A 16,204-nucleotide genomic window follows, 5' to 3' on the forward strand; every position below is an offset into this window, starting at 1 on the left:
AATAAAAAGTTTTTACCGATTAAAGAACAACAACTTGTGTTCGGCGTTCTGATTTGCCGGTAAACTTAGTTTTCTTAACTGACTTAAAGCCAACTACGCCATCTTTTGCAGCGTGGATGGTGAAATTGCGGCTAACGTATGTGCCGTCACCAGCGATCTTTGTGGCACCAGTTTGGCGAACTAGAACTTCTCCAGCGGAAACTTTTTGACCGCCAAATCGCTTAACGCCAAGACGTTGACCAGCATTGTTGTGGATATTCTTACTAGAACCACCAGCTTTAACCTTTGACATTCTTTACTCCTTATAGTTTCTATAAAACAATCTGTTCTAGTTTATCGAAAATAAAGCCAGTTGTCAAGCGGTTTTGGCTATATCTGCGGGTTTTAATACCAATATTTCTCTGGCAACAACTTGATCTTCACGGTAATATAAGAGGTTTTTATCGATAATTTGCTGATATCCAAGTTTTTTAAGATTTTTTATCAGAGGCAAATGAGTGAATTTACCTTCGCGATTTTGCCACGCTGGAACGGCTATACAAAGCGTCGTGTCTGGGCGAATTTGCGAGTGGATATTTTGTAGAAAATCGCTAATTATGTGATTACAATTTCCGACTACTTCGTGAAGTTTTTCTGGGCTGGGTGGTGCGGAAAACGGCTGACCTAAATATGTTTCGCAAACAACGCGATAAATCTGTCTCTTCTGTTCACCTGTTAATTTTACAGAGGTGGCATCGGCCTGATGCGCTTGCCAGAAAGTGTTTGTCGAAAAAGTTTTTTCCACCCAGCTCATATTTTCAGTCGTGTAAGATATCATCTTATCGCTCAAATCGCTGCCATAAGCATTCACGCCGATAAGCGCAGCTTCTTGCAGTACTGTTCCTGTGCCACAGAACGGATCCCAGAGATAATCATCAGGTTTTGCGCCAGACAGGTTAATCATAATTTGTGCAAGCTTGGGCGGAAGCATTCCCACGAAGGCGTCGCGCTTTGGTCGTCCGCGGTCGCGCTGAGTATACGAATTGATATTTTGAGCGCCACGACTTTCAGCGATTATCAAATCTCCGTACACGTTCTTAGCTATGATAATTTCAATTTTCGCCTCAGACCTGCCGAGTTTATTATTGTGAGAGGTCGCAGTGGACAGCGCAGCGGTTTTATTAGGAATTAGGCGCAAACTGACGCCAGATTTTTTCAGGTTGTTTTTTAAGATGATTCCGATTTTTTGGACGTTTCTCGGATCTGTTTTATTGCCATAAAAACTTATTCCGAGGGTTATTTTTTTTTGACTATTTGAAAGGTTTTTTGTGTATTTTTCAACAATAATTTTTGACGCCTGGAGCAGGGTGTTGCGGTCCGATTTTTGCGACTTTATCTTCGTGATAACTTGTCCGCATTTAATCGTTCCGCCGAGATTGTCAATTGAAAAATTGTCGCAATTAACCGTGGCGGCTTGGTTGGAGATTTTTTGGACATTTTTAGCACCGTAAACCGCCTCTAATTCAGCGATAGAGATTTCTGGTTGACGGCCAAGAATAGCTATAAACATATCGTAATTATAACATTTATCGTGGTATAATGAAGGTTATGTTACCGAAGGTGTTGCAACTGTTGAAATCGCCACGAGCCATTATGAGCGTTTTGACGTTGGCGGTTTTGGCAATAATAATTTTTCTATCTCGGCATGAGCTAGTGAAGGCGTGGAATTTGTTTCTGCATGCGGATTTATGGCTATTATTCTTATTGTTGCCATTCCAAATTATCGTGTACTTCGCTGGCGGCGAGATGATTTTTTCGTATTTAAGAGAGAAGAATCTGATTCATCATATTTCCAGGCTGGAGCAGACGAGGATTGCGCTGGAGCTTAATTTGGTCAATCATATTTTTCCGTCGGGTGGAGTTAGTGGGATTTCGTATACGACGTGGCGAATGCATAAGCTTGGCGTGAGTTCGGCGCGTTCGACATTTGCGCAGGTGATTCGTTACGTCACGGGATTTTTGTCGCTTTTGGTTTTGTTGGTGATTGCTGTGTTGGCGCTGGCTATTGACGGTAAGGTTAATCGTTATATCGTTGCCGCTAGCTTTTTGCTGATTATCGTGGTTTTGGCGCTGACGTTTGGTCTGATTTTCGTGTTTTCGTCAAAGCGACGTATGCAAATGACTGCTGCTAAATTGTCTAAATTCATCAATACGTTGGTAAAAATTGCAACCTTGGGCAAGAAGCGACGAGTGATGAAGTCGAAGAAAGTCGAAGAGTTTTTTGTTGACATGCAGGACGATTTTCAAGATTTGTCCAATCATCCGAAACTTCTAATAAAACCGATGATTTGGGGAACTGTTTATACTGTTTTTGATGTGGCGATGTTTGCCGTGGCGTTTCTATCTCTGGGTGTTTTTGTTAATCCGGCGATTCTGATGGTTGGATATGGCGTGGCGGGATTGGCAGCGATTGTCGTGTTTACGCCTGGAGGGACGGGCGTTTATGAAACCATTATGATCATTTTCTTAAGCATGGCAGGCACTCCGCCGGATTTGGCGATTGCTGGAATAATTTTGACGCGAGCAATTTTACTTACTGGCACGATTATCTTTGGCTATATTTTCTATCAACACGCACTGATTAAATACGGCAAGCCAGATGATTCCCAGATTTAGCGTTAGCAATTTCATAGCAGTTGTCAATCAAACTTTTGACGTGGCTTTTGCTGGGATGGTTGAAGTTGAGGGTGAAGTTTCTGGCCTCAAGTCTTATCCTCCGAAATACGCTTTTTTCGATCTGAAGGATGACGATGGGCTGGTTCGGTGCTTTGTTGGTTTTAGCAATTTACGCACGCCAATTGAAGATGGGATGAAGGTCGTTGTTCGGGCAATGCCGGCACTTAGGGATAATGGCGCCTTTAGCTTGAACGTTCAAGAAATTCGCCCATTAGGCAAGGGAAGTTTGAAGCGAAGTTTTGAGCTTTTGAAGCAAAAATTGACAGTTGAGGGTTTGTTTAATTCTGAAAGAAAGCGTCCATTACCGCAATATCCTCAGAGGGTGGCTGTTATTTCCAGCACGAAAGCGGCGGGGTATGCTGACTTTATGAAGATTTCTAGCGAACGTTGGGGCGGCGTGAAATTCGTGGTCGCCAACGTTAATGTACAGGGCGTGAATGCCGCAGATCAAGCTGTTCGAGCAATCTCATATTTTAATCAAATGTCAGAATCTCCAGATGTAATTGTTTTGATTCGTGGCGGTGGCAGTGCGGAAGACTTGGCGAGTTTTAACGATGAAAAACTAGTACGGGCGGTGGCGAGTAGTCGCATTCCAACGATGACTGGAATTGGTCATGAGATTGATGAGAGTTTGTGCGATTTGGCGGCGGACGTTCGCGCAGCCACGCCGAGTAACGCTGCGCAATTGCTGTTTCCTGATAAGCGAGAAGTGGTTCGGCATTTGCATTACAGGCTAATTGACGCGAAAGATTCAATTTGTAGAGCTATCGAAGAGCAATCGCTTAATGCAACAATGTTGCAAAAAGAAGCGCTAAAACAGTGGTCAAGTCGTGTGGATACGGCTGTAAATGCAACATTGTCGCAACAAAAAGTCATCGCTGAGTATGATCCGGAAATGGCGCTGCGTCGTGGCTATGCAATGATCAAGGGCGATTTACAGATTGGTAATATTGTAGAGATTACAACAAAAGATATAATTATGAAAGCGAGGATTGAGAATAGTGAACAACGATATGACGATTGAGCAAATGATGGCTGAATTGAACGAGCGAATCGCGTGGTTTCAAGGCGATGATTTTAATCTGGATGAGGCGAAACAGAGATTTATTGAGGCGAGAGAGTTATCAAAAAAAATTACTGCCACTCTGGAAGATATGCGACATGATATCGAGGTTCTTAGTGAGGATTTCAACGCTGAGTAAGATCTTTACATCAATTAAAGCATAAGCTATACTTTACAATATGATGACGAGAGATAAGAGTGAGCGTGGCTCAGTTAATGGCTGGATGGTCGGCACAATCGGCTGTCTGATACTGTTTTTGATTGCTGGATCTTTGGCAATTTGGGCGTACATGCAATACTCCCGAGAAAAAAGCAGCGTTGATAGTAAAGTTGCGATTGAAGTTGCTAAGGGGAAGAGTGAACAAGCCGAATCAGACCAGAAGAAATTTTCTGAAGAAGCAAAAAACCCGCGTATTGAATTTGTTGGTCCTGCTGAATATGGTCGAGTATCGTTCATGTATCCAAAGACTTGGAGTGTATATGTAGGGAATGACGGCAGCGACAGGGGCGATTACAAAGCTTATCTTCACCCTATTTCAGTTCCTTCGACAACTAATAAAAATAGTCGGTTTGCGCTGAGGCTAGAGATTATCAATAAGAATATGGATACGGTGCTGAATGAGTATCAATCGCGACTAAAGAAGGGTGAATTGACCTCAAGTAGTACCGAGTTTAACGGAATATCAGCGACTCGGATTGACGGTACGTTTGAGAAAGAATTGCGCGGCTCTGTGGTTTTGATGAAAGTTCGCGATAAAACTATTCGTTTTTCAACCGACGCAGATACATTTAAGCCAGATTTCCAGACTATATTGAGCACTGTAAAAATCTCTGAATAGAAAAACCCAGCACATATTTGCTATACTAGAATTGTATGGCAGGTAAAGAGTGGAGTGATGCTGATTTTGGGGGATTGCCGAGCGTTTTGGTGGCGGCACATGAGCTGAAAACGCCGCTGGCTTTGATTAGACAATTGGCATTATTGCTGGACGACGATTTAACCAGTTCTGCCGATAAAACTCAGATCCAGCAACGAATTATTCGGACTTCTGAGCAAGCATTGCAACTTACGATTGATTTGGCAAATTCAGCTAATTTAACGCCGTCGTTATTTCCGCTTGAACCGGTCAATCCGTTGGCTTTATGTCAGCAAGTAGCGATGGAAACGAAGTTCAACGCAATGCTTTACGGACGAAAAGTTAGCTGGCCTAAGAGCGGTCGAAATAGTCAATTGATATTAGCGAACCGAACACTTTTGGGGCGAATTTTAGCGAATTTTTTGAATAACGCGCTGGCGTATACGGAGGACGGGTCGGAAGTTAAGGTTTCGGTTAAGGCGACAAAAGATGCCGTGAGAATGAGCGTGCGGGATTTTGGACCGATGATGAGTTTGAAGGAATATCAGCTTTTGCTTGATGAAATGGAAACGCGAAAAACCGTGCGAACAAGGCCGGAAAGTAGCGGGCTGGGGATTTACGTGGCGAATCAATTTGCGCGGGCGATGAACGGGCGAATCGGTCTGATCCGTCACCGTGATGGACTGACTTTTTATGTAGAAATGCCAATTAGTCGGCAGTTGAGCTTGATATGAAAAAACTGTTAATTGTTGAGGACGATAAGAATTGGGCGGATATTCTGGGCAAGTTTGCCGCGGATGTCGGCGCGGAATGTCGAGTGGCGGTTTCTGGTGGTCAGGCGATTGAAATTATTGACGATTGGCAACCCGATGCTTTAATTTTGGATATGTTGTTGGCGGGAGAAACGGCGATTGCTCTGTTGAATGAACTGCGATCGTACGCGGATTTGGCAAGTTTGCCGATTGTGGTTTGTACGAATATCGACGTTAAAATGGACGATTTGCGTCCGCTTGGCGTGAAGGCGATTTTGAATAAAACGTCGATGCGTCCGAATGAGGCGCGGGCGATTTTTCGCGAGGTTCTAAATGACGGGGCAGAGTGAACGAGTAAAGGCAATTGTTTTGAGGCGAACGAATTACGCCGAAGCTGACCGAGTTTTGCAATTATTAACGCCAAAAGGTCGACGCAGTGTGATTGCCAAAGGTGTGCGACGCGAGCGTAGTAAATTGGCGGGCGGAATTGAATTATTCGCGATTTGTGATGTGGTTATTCGCTCTGGTCGGGGCGATTTGGGGCTATTAACTTCCGCTCGATTGTCGGCTTTTTATCGGCATATTTTGGAAGATTACGATCGGATGCAATTTGCGTATTCGGTGATGAAACTGGTCTCTGCGGCGAGTGAAAATATTGACGAACCAGAGTGGTATTATGTGCTGAGTCAAGTTTTAGAGCAATTGAATAATCCCGCGATAAACCAAAAATTGATTGAAACGTGGTTTTATTTGCAATACGCGAGTTTGCTGGGAGATGAGCTGAATCTTCGAACGGACGTAACGACTGCGGCGCTGCTTCCTGATAAAAAATATATGTACGATAGCGCGGAAAAAGGTTTGAAATTGGCAGAGCAGGGCGATTTGGGCGCAGACGCAATTAAATTGTTAAGGTTAATTCAGGCAAAACCGCTCGCGAATGTGGCGCAAATTGGCGGAATAACTGAGGTTATAAACGATTGTTGGTTGGCCGCCAGGCAGCACGCCGCGGTGTAAAATTGCTCGTAAAATGGTATAATTTAGGAAATAATGTGAATCGCCATGTTGCCAACATGGAGAAAGGTTTTTTGATGAGTCAAGCAAAAATGGAAGATATTATTAGCCTGTGTAAGCGTCGCGGTTTTATTTATCAGGGTTCGGATGTTTATGGCGGTTTGTCTGGAACGTGGGATTACGGTCCGCTTGGCGTTCAATTGAAGCGCAACATTATGAATTTATGGTGGCGAATGTTTGTCGATGAGCGCGACGATATATATGGCGTCGATGCGGCGATTTTGATGAATCCGAAAGTCTGGAAAGCGAGTGGGCACGTTGATACGTTCGTTGACCCATTGTGCGAAGACACGGTTAATCATCGGCGTTATCGTACTGACCACATTCTTAAGGATAATGGCATTGACGCTGACGGCTTGACGATGGAGCAAATGGACGAGTTGATTGCAGAGAAGGGTATCAAAAGCCCAGACGGAAATCCACTGAGTAAATCTCGCACGTTTAATATGATGTTTAAGACGAGCGTCGGCGCCACTGAAAGTGAAGACAGCGTTGCATATCTTCGTCCAGAAACGGCTCAGGGAATTTTTACCAATTTTAAGAACGTTGTTGATAGTTTTTATCCAGACTTGCCGTTTGGAATTGCTCAGCAGGGCAAGGCGTTTCGCAATGAAATTGCGCCGCGAGATTTTGTTTTTCGCAGTCGCGAGTTTGAGCAAATGGAGATTGAGTATTTTGTCAATCCAGAAAAATGGCAGGAAGCGTTTGATGAATTGTTGAAGTCGACGCATGAGTTTTTGGAGGCGTTGGGCTTAGACCCTAAGAATATTCACGAGCTGGACGTTCCGCCGGAGGACAGGGCGCATTACAGCAAGAAGACGATTGACATTGAATATGATTTTCCAATTGGCAAGGAAGAGTTGATGGGAATTGCGTATCGGACTGATTTTGACTTGATGAACATTCAGCGCGTCAGCGGAAAGAGTATGGAATATACGATCAAGGGAACGAATGAGAAGTTTGTACCGCACGTGATTGAACCGAGTTTTGGCGTCGAGCGTGCGCTGATGGCGGTGTTGTCGAGTGCGTATCGTGAGGACGAGCAGAACGGCAGTAAGCGTGTTTATCTGGCACTTCCAGAGCATTTGGCGCCAGTTAAATTTGCCGTTTCGCCGCTGCTCAAAAACAAGCCAGAATTGGTGGAGAAGGCGCGTGAAATTTACGCCAACCTATCTAAGAAAAATCCTGGACGCGTTATGTGGGATGACAATGGAAACATTGGTAAGCGCTATCGCCGTCAGGATGAAATTGGTACGCCGCACTGCGTGGTTATCGATTTTCAGACGCTGGAAGATGACACTGTTACTGTTCGCGAGCGAGATACGACCGAACAGAGGCGAGTGAAGGTTGAGGAGTTGTAGATATTGGACGTGAAAAAAGCAAATTGGTTTTGAGGAGATAAAAGATTGACAAAAAGTAGACCTGAGTTTGATAAAATCACATCGTTTGATGAGTTTAATCAATACTATTGGTATCGTGAAGAACTTTCACAGATATGCAGGTCGCTAGCATTAGAACATAGAGGTACAAAACAAGAACTTAATTATATTATTGAGCAGTACTTTAAGGGTAATTTAATTAAAAAATCATCAATAAAAAACGAAACAAAGCAAGTTGAAAATATTACTCTATATATGCCATTACTTGAATGTGGGTTTTCCTTTAATACAAAATTTAGAGAATATTTCTCTGCCGTAACAGGTATTGCACCTTTTAAATTTACTGCTGATATGGCTACTGCTTGGAGAAAAGTAAAAAGTGAAAATGATTTGAGTTTTACGATTCAAGATATGCTGAAAGTTTATTATGGAAAATCGGATTATGCTAAATATGATAATTCGGTTTGTCAATGGAATCAATTTTTAAAGGATTTCTGTGCAGACGAAAATAGTCGCAACTATTCGAATAAGTTAAAAGTAGCTGCTATTCTTTGGAAAGAAGTTAGAGATTCAAGAAATGAAAAAATTTATTCAAAGAATCTTTTGACTGAATATGCAGGAAAAATAAAAGAGTATCACAATTAGGTAATTTAGGTAATTCCTAACTTATTAACACCCAATGAGTAGTTAGTAAATGGATATTGGAAAGAGATATTGGAAAGACAGAGTATACTGTAGGTGAAATGGTATTAGCTATCTAGCGCTCGGGTGTAGTATAATGACTTTCATGACAAAAATCACCAACGGACGTATCGTTACACAGAATTTAGATGGAACGGACCATCTGGATTGTCTGTATCGCGTTTCCATAAAAGCTCTGATTTACAACGACGCTGGGCAGATTTTGGTTGTTAAAGAAGATGGGCGGCCGCTTTGGGATCTTCCTGGCGGCGGAATGGATTATGGTGAAACTTTTGAGTCGGCTTTGAAGCGGGAATTATATGAGGAGGTTGGATATAAGGGCAATCTTCGCTATCAGCTTTTTGACGCGTCGGACGAGATTTATATTGAGCGAATTGATGCTAATCAAATTTGCTTTTCTTGTCGTGTGTGGACGGAAAATTTTGATTTTTCAGCGGGCGTTGATGCGGACGAAGTGATGTTTATGGATCCTGAAGAGTTGCGCCTCCAAGAGAGCGAGTCGGGCGCGCCGCTTCGATATAAAGTGCATTTGAAGTGGCAGAAGTTGCGTGGCGCAAATAGTTTAACGTATGAAGAAAACTGATAATTACGGCGCCATAGTTAAAATCGAGAATATTGTCGGTGACCTCAGTAAAGTCGATGAGAATTCGCTATTTACGCTATTGACCAGATTGGCTATTAAAAAGGTCGGATTTTTGACATGGGCATAATATTGGCTAGTCGTGATGATAAATATTCGGGACACGATGGATTAGCGGAGAAGCGTCTCCCTAGCCGGTCTACGTCCATACAATCGCCATCTCAGTTTCCGTATGATAGAGGGTTGAGTTGCGAAGCTGGCGAGATAAGATGGGTGTGCAGTCTTTCGGCAGAATGAAAGGGGATTTCGACAATGATGCTTATTTTTCTTCAGATAATGCGGAATATCTCATGAGACGAGTGGCTGCCGTGGCTGTTGGGCTTTGTTTGGAAACGCCTTTACAGGAGCTGGATTCTGTCAAGGAATTTTCAGCCGAGGAGCTGGCGGAAGCTTGGCCGAGGCTTAGATACGGAATTTACATTTAATATTGCCATTGCTATAATAGCCATATGCATATTATTCTTGGTGGGACGAGTGGGCTCGGTTTGGAAATGGCGAAGCAGCTGCGGGAACGTGGCGAGCGTGTGCTGGTTCTGGGCAAGACTCATAATCCGCAGAAGCACGGCGAAGGTTTTCCATTGGATGTTTATTATTCGGATCAAGTAGAGCCGGCGTCGGCGCGAATCGAGCAGATCTTAAACGGCGATGATATTGATCAATTTGTGTGGGCGGCTGGATATGGCTGGCGCGGCAATTTTGAAGATCAGCCGAGCGTTCGCAGTATGGCGGAAGTTAATTTTTCGGGCGCGTTGCCGCTGGTACAATGGGCTTGGCGTAAGATGTCAACGCAGAATCGTAAGTCTGTACTGACGATTATCGGGTCGACAAGTAGTGTTAAAGCGCGCTCAGATGAAGCTGTGTATGTTGCGACGAAGCACGCTCAAGCGGGTTTGGCGCGAAGTTTGGGGATGCAGGCAGATGAGCAAAAACTTCCAGTCAGAGTCGCACTATTTTTGCCTGGTGCTATGAAAACTCCGTTTTGGAATGGGCGTGATCTTCCGGCTGACTATATGTTTTTCAACGATCCTGCGAAAATTGCCACGCATATTATTAACGCGATTGATTGTCAGCAGCAGCCCTTTTTGGAATGGGCGTTGCCAAAAGGCACGTTGGTTTAGACTTTCTAAGGTGCTATAATTCAGGCATGACAAATGGTTCGAATAATGATTATTTTGGAGTAAAAGTTGTAGTTATCGGCGGCGGAACGGGAAGTTTCACGCTGCTTTCTGGATTGAAAAAATATACACACAGTATTACAGCGTTGGTCAATATGGTTGACGATGGCGGCTCAACTGGCGTGTTGCGTGATGAATTGGGCGTGTTGCCGGCGGGCGACGTCAGGCAATGCCTGGTGGCGTTAAGTACTTCGCCGAAAGTTCGCGATTTGTTCAATTACCGGTTCGGTGAGGGTAGTATGAAAGGTCATGCGTTTGGCAATTTGTTTATGGCGGCACTTGAGAAGATGACAGGAAGTTTTGCTGATGCAGTGGAATTGGCTAGTGAAGTTTTGGGCGTCAATGGTCGAGTTTATCCGATTACTCTGGACGATACAACAATGTCGATTAAGCTGAAAGACGGTACGGTTGTTGATGGTCAGCACGCGGCTGAGTCGCTAAAGATTCCGCGTGGCGAGCGTCCGTGGTTAGAACTTAAACCGCCAGCTACGATTAACCCGCGAGCCCGTCAAGCGATTTTGGATGCCGATTTGGTGGTGATTGCGCCGGGGCTTTTGTATGGTAGTTTGGCGCCAGCGCTGTTGGTTCGAGGCGTTACTCGGGCGCTTGCTGAAACGAAGGCAAAGAAAGTCTATGTTTGTAATTTGGTCACCAAGCCAACGCAGACTGATGGATTTACTGTGGCGGATTTTGCGGATGAAATTGAGCGATTTTCAGGGGTGAATATGGATTATGTGCTTTACAATAACCATCGCCCGCCAGAGGAATTAATAAAGAAATATGCTCACGACGGTGAATATTTGGTCGAGTGGGATAAGGAATTGCTGAAGAAAAAGCATTATTATGCGTCGGGCAAGCGTTTGATTGCTGATGATGTGTGGGTCAATACGAACTCCAGCAGCGATCCGTTGGCGGCCCAACGTAGTCTTATTCGTCACGATGCCGACAGGGTAGCGCGCGAATTGATGCGGATTTATTTTGCGTAATTTATTTATTTAGACATCCTAGAGAGGCAACTATACTTGCAAAGTTTTATAGTTTGTGATATAATTCACAAGCTGATTATGACAAGTAAAGAAGTAAATAGACACTCACCAGACAATATTACCAGCCCTTGTGGTCAAGGCGAAATCCTTTCTAACCGTGAATGTCTGGCTAAGGAGTTGGTGGAAACATTTAGCGGAGACCATTTAACTCCGTCGCGCAGATTTGCCGCGAATATTATTATAGAGATGCCAGAAGATATAGAGGGTAGGCGGCGGATTGACTACATTAGGAAGGCTCTTGATGGTGTACCTAAAGAGATTGACCAAGACGTAGTTATAAGTATATTGGAAGACTATAAGGTCTTACAGGATGCATTTTTATCGTATATTGACGGTATTGATGAAGATTCACTGGCGGGAAGGGCGCTAAAGCTTGAGGATAATCAAGTGATCCCTGACGATTTAGACGTAGACGGTGATGGCTACAGTAAGAGCCCGTGGGCTGAAAACCCACCAATTCCGGCGCCACATATTGATAACTTAATAAAGATGTTCTCAACAAAAGACGAGGGTCAGGGCCTAGGTCTGGAAACCGCGATGATTGCTGGGGCTATAACTCTAGCTAATCTAAAAAGTGCTCCTTATCATAGTGCATTTGCGTATAAATGTGCAGTATTTGCCGAAAACTTTTTAATTCCAGTGTGTAGTATTAGTGGGTTGGATAACTTAGAGTCCGAGCTGAAAGATGAAATTGACATTATGGCGGGGCGTAATATTGGAGATGCTTTATACCGCAAGGATGCCCTGAGTAATGATATCGATTCAACTATGAATGAGGTTGATAGGATCGTGTCGTTACATTTTGGAAACAGGCATTCAACTGATCCTGCACGATTTGATTTTGCTATAGGGAATTTTAACGGTGCGCTTTCTGAAATGCTGGGAGAATCAAATTTGAAGCCTGCCGTAAATACTAATTCTTTACATAGTACGTTTTTTGGATCTGGTACTGTAAAAACCTCAAATGGGTCAGAATTAGGAGTAAGGGCTCGAGGCAAGGGTCGTGGCTCATATTGTAAAAAATTGTTACAACTTATAGGTTACTACGATACACATTCTCAGCCTCTAAAAGATGTGGGAGAATTTCACCCCATTGACCTATATGGTATGACAGTAATTTGTAATGACAATGAACAATTGGCTGATTCATATGCGAATGCTGTAATTAGAGCTATTGATAGCGGTAAAATTACTCCGTATCCAGCTCCAGGTCGAAAAAATGAGTGTTTTGTGATTAAAGGTTCTTTAGATTTTCAGGAAAAGATTCGTCAGAAAATTCTCGATAAAATACCGGACGTTGACATGAGAATGTTTAGTTTTAAAAATAGCAGTAGTGGTTTTACTGACGCAAAGATTACGGGGTTTTACGAAACGGGTGACGGAAGAATTCCGTATGCTCCGTTTGAGCTGCAATTTTCCACACCACCCGCTCGTTTATTAGCTCGGGCTGGCAAGAAGGCGGCTCATTACTTCTTTAAATTGCATAAAATCTATGGCGATTTGGTGAGTATGACCGACGAGACGGCTGGTGCGGCAATTGATATTTGGCAGCGTAAACAAGATTACTTTAATATTCCTGACAACAGCGCTAAAGAGAAGCATCTGACAAACCAGAGTCGTAAGCGTGTACGTGAGTTTAAGCGTGCTTACAGGAAACTAGAGAAAAAGCGTCGCAATATGGCCAAAAGTGCTATGACTAGTATATAATTACACTAATGACAACTTACTATACTGACGGTTCTGCTTCGCCAAACCCTGGTCTGGGCGGCTTCGCGGTTATTCGTGATCTTCAGCCGTGGATTTTGGGTTCGGAAGACGGTGATACTACCAATATTCGCATGGAAGGTAAAGCCTTAATCGCGGCACTGAAAGATGCTAATGGCGCGCCTTGCGTGATTTATTCTGATAGTGAGTTTTGGATTAATGTTGTTACCAAATGGGCTCCGAGCTGGGAAAAGCGTGGCTGGACAAAGAAAAACGGTGATATTAAAAATCTGGATATTGTACGTGAATTGTACGAACTATATTCGAATTCTCAAGCGGATTTGCGTTGGGTGCGCGGTCATGAGGGCGATGAAGGAAACGAATTGGCTGACGAATGGGCTAATCGAGCACGTGAAGGCGAGAGATTGGCTAAATAACTGCTAGCGACATCTGATAAAAATTGCTATACTAGAAAAATGGAAGAAGTGAGGGAAACGACTGATATTTTTTTGTGGGCAAATCAAAATGACGCAAAAAAGAATGATTTACAGATAGAACTGTTCTTATTTAGCAAAAATTACACGCCATATTTTATGCCGATAAAAGGCGATGTTGAGCAGCAGCTCAGACCGTTGTTCTTGTTTGATTACATCAATCAGGTCAATTTGGGTGCGGGTACTGGATTGAGCGTTCGTGATTATGAATTGAGCGAATCGGAAGATAATGTTCTGTTGAGGACTGACCTGGAAAAGGTTGGGCGAGCTGAAACGCTGATTCATTTGATTGAACATGAGCGTCATGACATCGTGGAGTTTTCAGAAACTGAACACGAGTTCAAGCGTATGAAGGGAATTGTGGCGCGATTTACCGATCCGAACAACCCTGACGCAATATTCTACACGGTTAAGTTGATTCAGCAAGGTCAGACGTTGAAGAGTGCGTTGGCTTGGGAATTTTCTGACGGCAAGTTTGGTTTATTTAATGCGGAAGTTGGTTTTAAGGTTCCGGATGATAATCAAGTTTTGATTGTTGGTAAAGATATTTTTGCGTTTAATCCTGGAAAATTTGAGCGAATGTTCGGCTATGAATATAAAAAGCAGGTGATTGCTGATAAAAAAGTAGCGGAAATTGAGAAGGAATATAAGCTAAGTTTTCCGGAGGGAATGGATCTTAATGCGTTGGTGAAGGAGCGCAAAAAGACGATTAATAAATTGCAGAAATTGGAAATCGGCGCGGTTAAACAGGAAGATGTTTTGGACTATGCCGATGAGATGCAATTGGAGCTGATGAGCGATGATAACGGCGCGATTATTATCATGGACGGCAATGATTTAGATATGTTCGTAAATCTCATCAATGAGGATTATATCGAGAGTAAAATCACGGGCAAGCGTTACGAAATTAAGTCGAAGAAGCTGCTCGGCGAGCCAGAAGGCGAACCGCCACGAGGCTAAAATGGATCAAGAATTAGCGTTGGCTATTATGCTGAGCGGTCGGTCGGCGTTGCTGACTGGTGCGGCTGGAACGGGTAAAACTCACCTGTTGAATAATTTTATTGCGCAGGCACGAAAACGCGGTAAAAAGGTGTCGGTAACAGCGACAACTGGTCTGGCGGCGACGCATCTTGGCGGCAATACGATTCACAGCTGGAGTGGTATTGGCGTGAGTGATCATTTGCCGAACAATTTTTTTGAACGATTGTCAAAAACACGGCGTGATGTGATTTCTAAAACTGACGTGTTGATTATTGACGAGATTTCAATGCTTCACGATTTTCGGCTGGATATGATTGATAAAGTTTTACGAACCGTCAGGGAAAATGATCAGCCGTTTGGCGGTATTCAGCTGGTGATGAGTGGCGATTTTTTCCAATTGCCGCCAGTGAATCGCCCAAATGAGCAGGGCGGCGGATTTGTGGTTTATTCTGATGCTTGGCAAGAACTTCAGCCGGCGGTTTTATATTTGGAGCGACAATATCGTCAGAATGATGAGCAGCTTTTAGATATTTTGACCGCTCTAAGAACTGGCGATGTTAGGCGACGTCACGTCGAGGCGTTGCTGGCGCGCACGGAAATCGAGCCGCCAGATGGCGACATTACAGAACTGCACACTGTAAACGTTGATGTTGATGATATCAATATTCAAAAATTGGCGGAATTACCAGGAGAAGAGCGTTCGTATCAGCAAACGACGACGGGCTCGAAAATTTATGTAGAGAATCTGCAAAGGTCGGTTCTGGCGCCAGAAAATTTGGTGATTAAGCTGGGCGCGTTAGTGATGGCGGTTAAAAATTCGCCGCAAAAATTATATGCCAATGGTAGCATTGGAACGGTCGTGGATTTTGAGCCGTTGACGGAATATCCGGTTGTTGAGTTTCGAGATGGTCGTCGGGTGACGATGGTACCGGATGTTTGGGAATTGCGGGACGGAGAGCGCAAACGAGCAAGTATTTCTCAGGTTCCGCTGCGTTTGGCGTGGGCTATAACGGTTCACAAAAGTCAGGGAATGACGCTTGATGCGGCTAAGATTGACCTGAGAAAGGCGTTTGTCGAAGGCATGGGTTATGTGGCTTTGAGTCGCGTGCGAGATTTGGACAATTTATATCTATACGGAATTAACCGTAGGGCGCTGGAAGTTTCTCCTGACGCGCTAGCGATTGACGAGGTTTTGAGGCAGGCGAGCAGGGAATCTGCCGAGAGATATAGGGACGTGGTCTTTAGACCTCATTAGTAGTTTCTTGAATAGAGTACTGGAGCTTATTGCTATTGATTCCTTGAGAATTATTTACTATACTGACGCTAAGAACCACCGGAACTAAATCGCCTTAATTGAGCGGTTCGCCGGTGTTCTTTTTATTGTTAAAAGCGTATACTAGTTTGCCTTTCAACTGTAGGCTGGTCTGAAATAACTTTAAGTACCAATCCATTGCCTAAAACTATTAAATAGCGTCGACTTGCATCAACCCGACACTAGGCTTTTCCACAAAAATGTGGAAAAGTTTTTATTTGACGCAAAAATGGGTAAAAAGTCATAAAAAGGGCTTGCAAGTGGGTAGCTGTGGGTAGTATAGTGGAGTCAGTGGAACGAAAGTTGATGGAAA

At 43.7% G+C, this 16,204-nt stretch carries 20 protein-coding genes; 18 read left to right on the forward strand and 2 right to left on the reverse strand.

The genetic code is table 11. From position 1 onward, the window contains the following. Positions 1 to 19 precede the first annotated feature (19 nt). Entirely contained in the window at positions 20 to 292 is a 273-nt protein-coding gene (locus LRM47_RS03510; RefSeq protein WP_129632482.1) for a 50S ribosomal protein L27, read from the reverse strand. A gap of 63 nt (positions 293 to 355) precedes the next feature. Then, positions 356 to 1,549, reverse strand: a complete 1,194-nt coding sequence (locus tag LRM47_RS03515) for a TRM11 family SAM-dependent methyltransferase (RefSeq protein WP_243822809.1) — start codon at positions 1,547 to 1,549, stop codon at positions 356 to 358. A 38-nt stretch (positions 1,550 to 1,587) separates the two neighbouring features. Here LRM47_RS03515 and LRM47_RS03520 point away from each other — a divergent pair, with 38 nt between their 5' ends. The 18 genes from LRM47_RS03520 to LRM47_RS03605 all read left to right on the forward strand — a co-directional run bounded on the left by LRM47_RS03520 (position 1,588) and on the right by LRM47_RS03605 (position 15,834). Further along, positions 1,588 to 2,655 carry a lysylphosphatidylglycerol synthase transmembrane domain-containing protein gene (locus tag LRM47_RS03520; protein WP_178143240.1) on the forward strand — a complete coding sequence of 356 codons (1,068 nt, stop codon included), beginning with the start codon at positions 1,588 to 1,590 and terminating at the stop codon, positions 2,653 to 2,655. Next, positions 2,639 to 3,739 (forward strand): exodeoxyribonuclease VII large subunit, encoded by a 1,101-nt coding sequence (gene xseA / locus LRM47_RS03525; RefSeq protein ID WP_243822810.1) that lies wholly within the window; start codon positions 2,639 to 2,641, stop codon positions 3,737 to 3,739. Before LRM47_RS03520 ends, xseA begins: the two co-directional genes overlap by 17 nt. Further along, positions 3,729 to 3,917 carry an exodeoxyribonuclease VII small subunit gene (locus LRM47_RS03530; RefSeq protein WP_129637104.1) on the forward strand — a complete coding sequence of 63 codons (189 nt, stop codon included), beginning with the start codon at positions 3,729 to 3,731 and terminating at the stop codon, positions 3,915 to 3,917. Before xseA ends, LRM47_RS03530 begins: the two co-directional genes overlap by 11 nt. 40 nt (positions 3,918 to 3,957) lie before the next feature. Continuing rightward, entirely contained in the window at positions 3,958 to 4,617 is a 660-nt protein-coding gene (locus LRM47_RS03535; RefSeq protein ID WP_243822811.1) for a hypothetical protein, read from the forward strand. A gap of 35 nt (positions 4,618 to 4,652) precedes the next feature. Beyond that, a complete protein-coding gene (locus tag LRM47_RS03540) occupies positions 4,653 to 5,369 on the forward strand; it encodes a sensor histidine kinase (RefSeq protein ID WP_243822812.1) in 717 nt (238 codons plus the stop codon). Continuing rightward, positions 5,366 to 5,737, forward strand: a complete 372-nt coding sequence (locus LRM47_RS03545) for a response regulator transcription factor (protein ID WP_243822813.1) — start codon at positions 5,366 to 5,368, stop codon at positions 5,735 to 5,737. The genes LRM47_RS03540 and LRM47_RS03545 overlap by 4 nt, the downstream gene beginning before the upstream one ends. Further along, positions 5,721 to 6,401, forward strand: a complete 681-nt coding sequence (gene recO, locus LRM47_RS03550) for a DNA repair protein RecO (protein WP_243822814.1) — start codon at positions 5,721 to 5,723, stop codon at positions 6,399 to 6,401. The genes LRM47_RS03545 and recO overlap by 17 nt, the downstream gene beginning before the upstream one ends. Positions 6,402 to 6,457: 56 nt before the next feature. Beyond that, positions 6,458 to 7,819, forward strand: a complete 1,362-nt coding sequence (locus LRM47_RS03555; RefSeq protein WP_488192381.1) for a glycine--tRNA ligase — start codon at positions 6,458 to 6,460, stop codon at positions 7,817 to 7,819. 45 nt (positions 7,820 to 7,864) lie between these two features. Beyond that, positions 7,865 to 8,482 carry an SAP domain-containing protein gene (locus LRM47_RS03560; RefSeq protein WP_146555028.1) on the forward strand — a complete coding sequence of 206 codons (618 nt, stop codon included), beginning with the start codon at positions 7,865 to 7,867 and terminating at the stop codon, positions 8,480 to 8,482. 142 nt (positions 8,483 to 8,624) lie between these two features. Further along, on the forward strand, positions 8,625 to 9,122 hold the full coding sequence (locus LRM47_RS03565; protein ID WP_243822816.1) for an NUDIX hydrolase: 498 nt from the start codon (positions 8,625 to 8,627) through the stop codon (positions 9,120 to 9,122). Beyond that, positions 9,109 to 9,249: a hypothetical protein gene (locus LRM47_RS03570; protein ID WP_243822817.1), complete on the forward strand. Its 141-nt coding sequence runs from the start codon at positions 9,109 to 9,111 to the stop codon at positions 9,247 to 9,249. Before LRM47_RS03565 ends, LRM47_RS03570 begins: the two co-directional genes overlap by 14 nt. 163 nt (positions 9,250 to 9,412) lie before the next feature. Beyond that, entirely contained in the window at positions 9,413 to 9,604 is a 192-nt protein-coding gene (locus LRM47_RS03575; RefSeq protein ID WP_243822818.1) for a hypothetical protein, read from the forward strand. 24 nt (positions 9,605 to 9,628) lie between these two features. Further along, positions 9,629 to 10,297: an SDR family NAD(P)-dependent oxidoreductase gene (locus LRM47_RS03580; RefSeq protein ID WP_243822819.1), complete on the forward strand. Its 669-nt coding sequence runs from the start codon at positions 9,629 to 9,631 to the stop codon at positions 10,295 to 10,297. 26 nt (positions 10,298 to 10,323) lie between these two features. After that, positions 10,324 to 11,340 (forward strand): gluconeogenesis factor YvcK family protein, encoded by a 1,017-nt coding sequence (locus LRM47_RS03585; protein ID WP_165000139.1) that lies wholly within the window; start codon positions 10,324 to 10,326, stop codon positions 11,338 to 11,340. A 78-nt stretch (positions 11,341 to 11,418) separates the two neighbouring features. After that, positions 11,419 to 13,107, forward strand: coding sequence for a hypothetical protein (locus LRM47_RS03590; protein ID WP_243822820.1), 1,689 nt, complete (start codon positions 11,419 to 11,421; stop codon positions 13,105 to 13,107). Between the two features lie 8 nt (positions 13,108 to 13,115). Beyond that, positions 13,116 to 13,541, forward strand: coding sequence for a ribonuclease H family protein (locus tag LRM47_RS03595; protein ID WP_243822821.1), 426 nt, complete (start codon positions 13,116 to 13,118; stop codon positions 13,539 to 13,541). Positions 13,542 to 13,580: 39 nt separating this feature from the next. Further along, positions 13,581 to 14,558, forward strand: a complete 978-nt coding sequence (locus LRM47_RS03600) for a Kiwa anti-phage protein KwaB-like domain-containing protein (RefSeq protein WP_243822822.1) — start codon at positions 13,581 to 13,583, stop codon at positions 14,556 to 14,558. A gap of 1 nt (position 14,559) precedes the next feature. Continuing rightward, positions 14,560 to 15,834, forward strand: a complete 1,275-nt coding sequence (locus LRM47_RS03605) for an ATP-dependent DNA helicase (protein WP_243822823.1) — start codon at positions 14,560 to 14,562, stop codon at positions 15,832 to 15,834. Positions 15,835 to 16,204: the final 370 nt, after the last annotated feature.

The sequence above is a fragment of the Candidatus Nanosynbacter sp. TM7-076 genome (assembly GCF_022828325.1).
Lineage (GTDB): Bacteria > Patescibacteriota > Saccharimonadia > Saccharimonadales > Saccharimonadaceae > Nanosynbacter.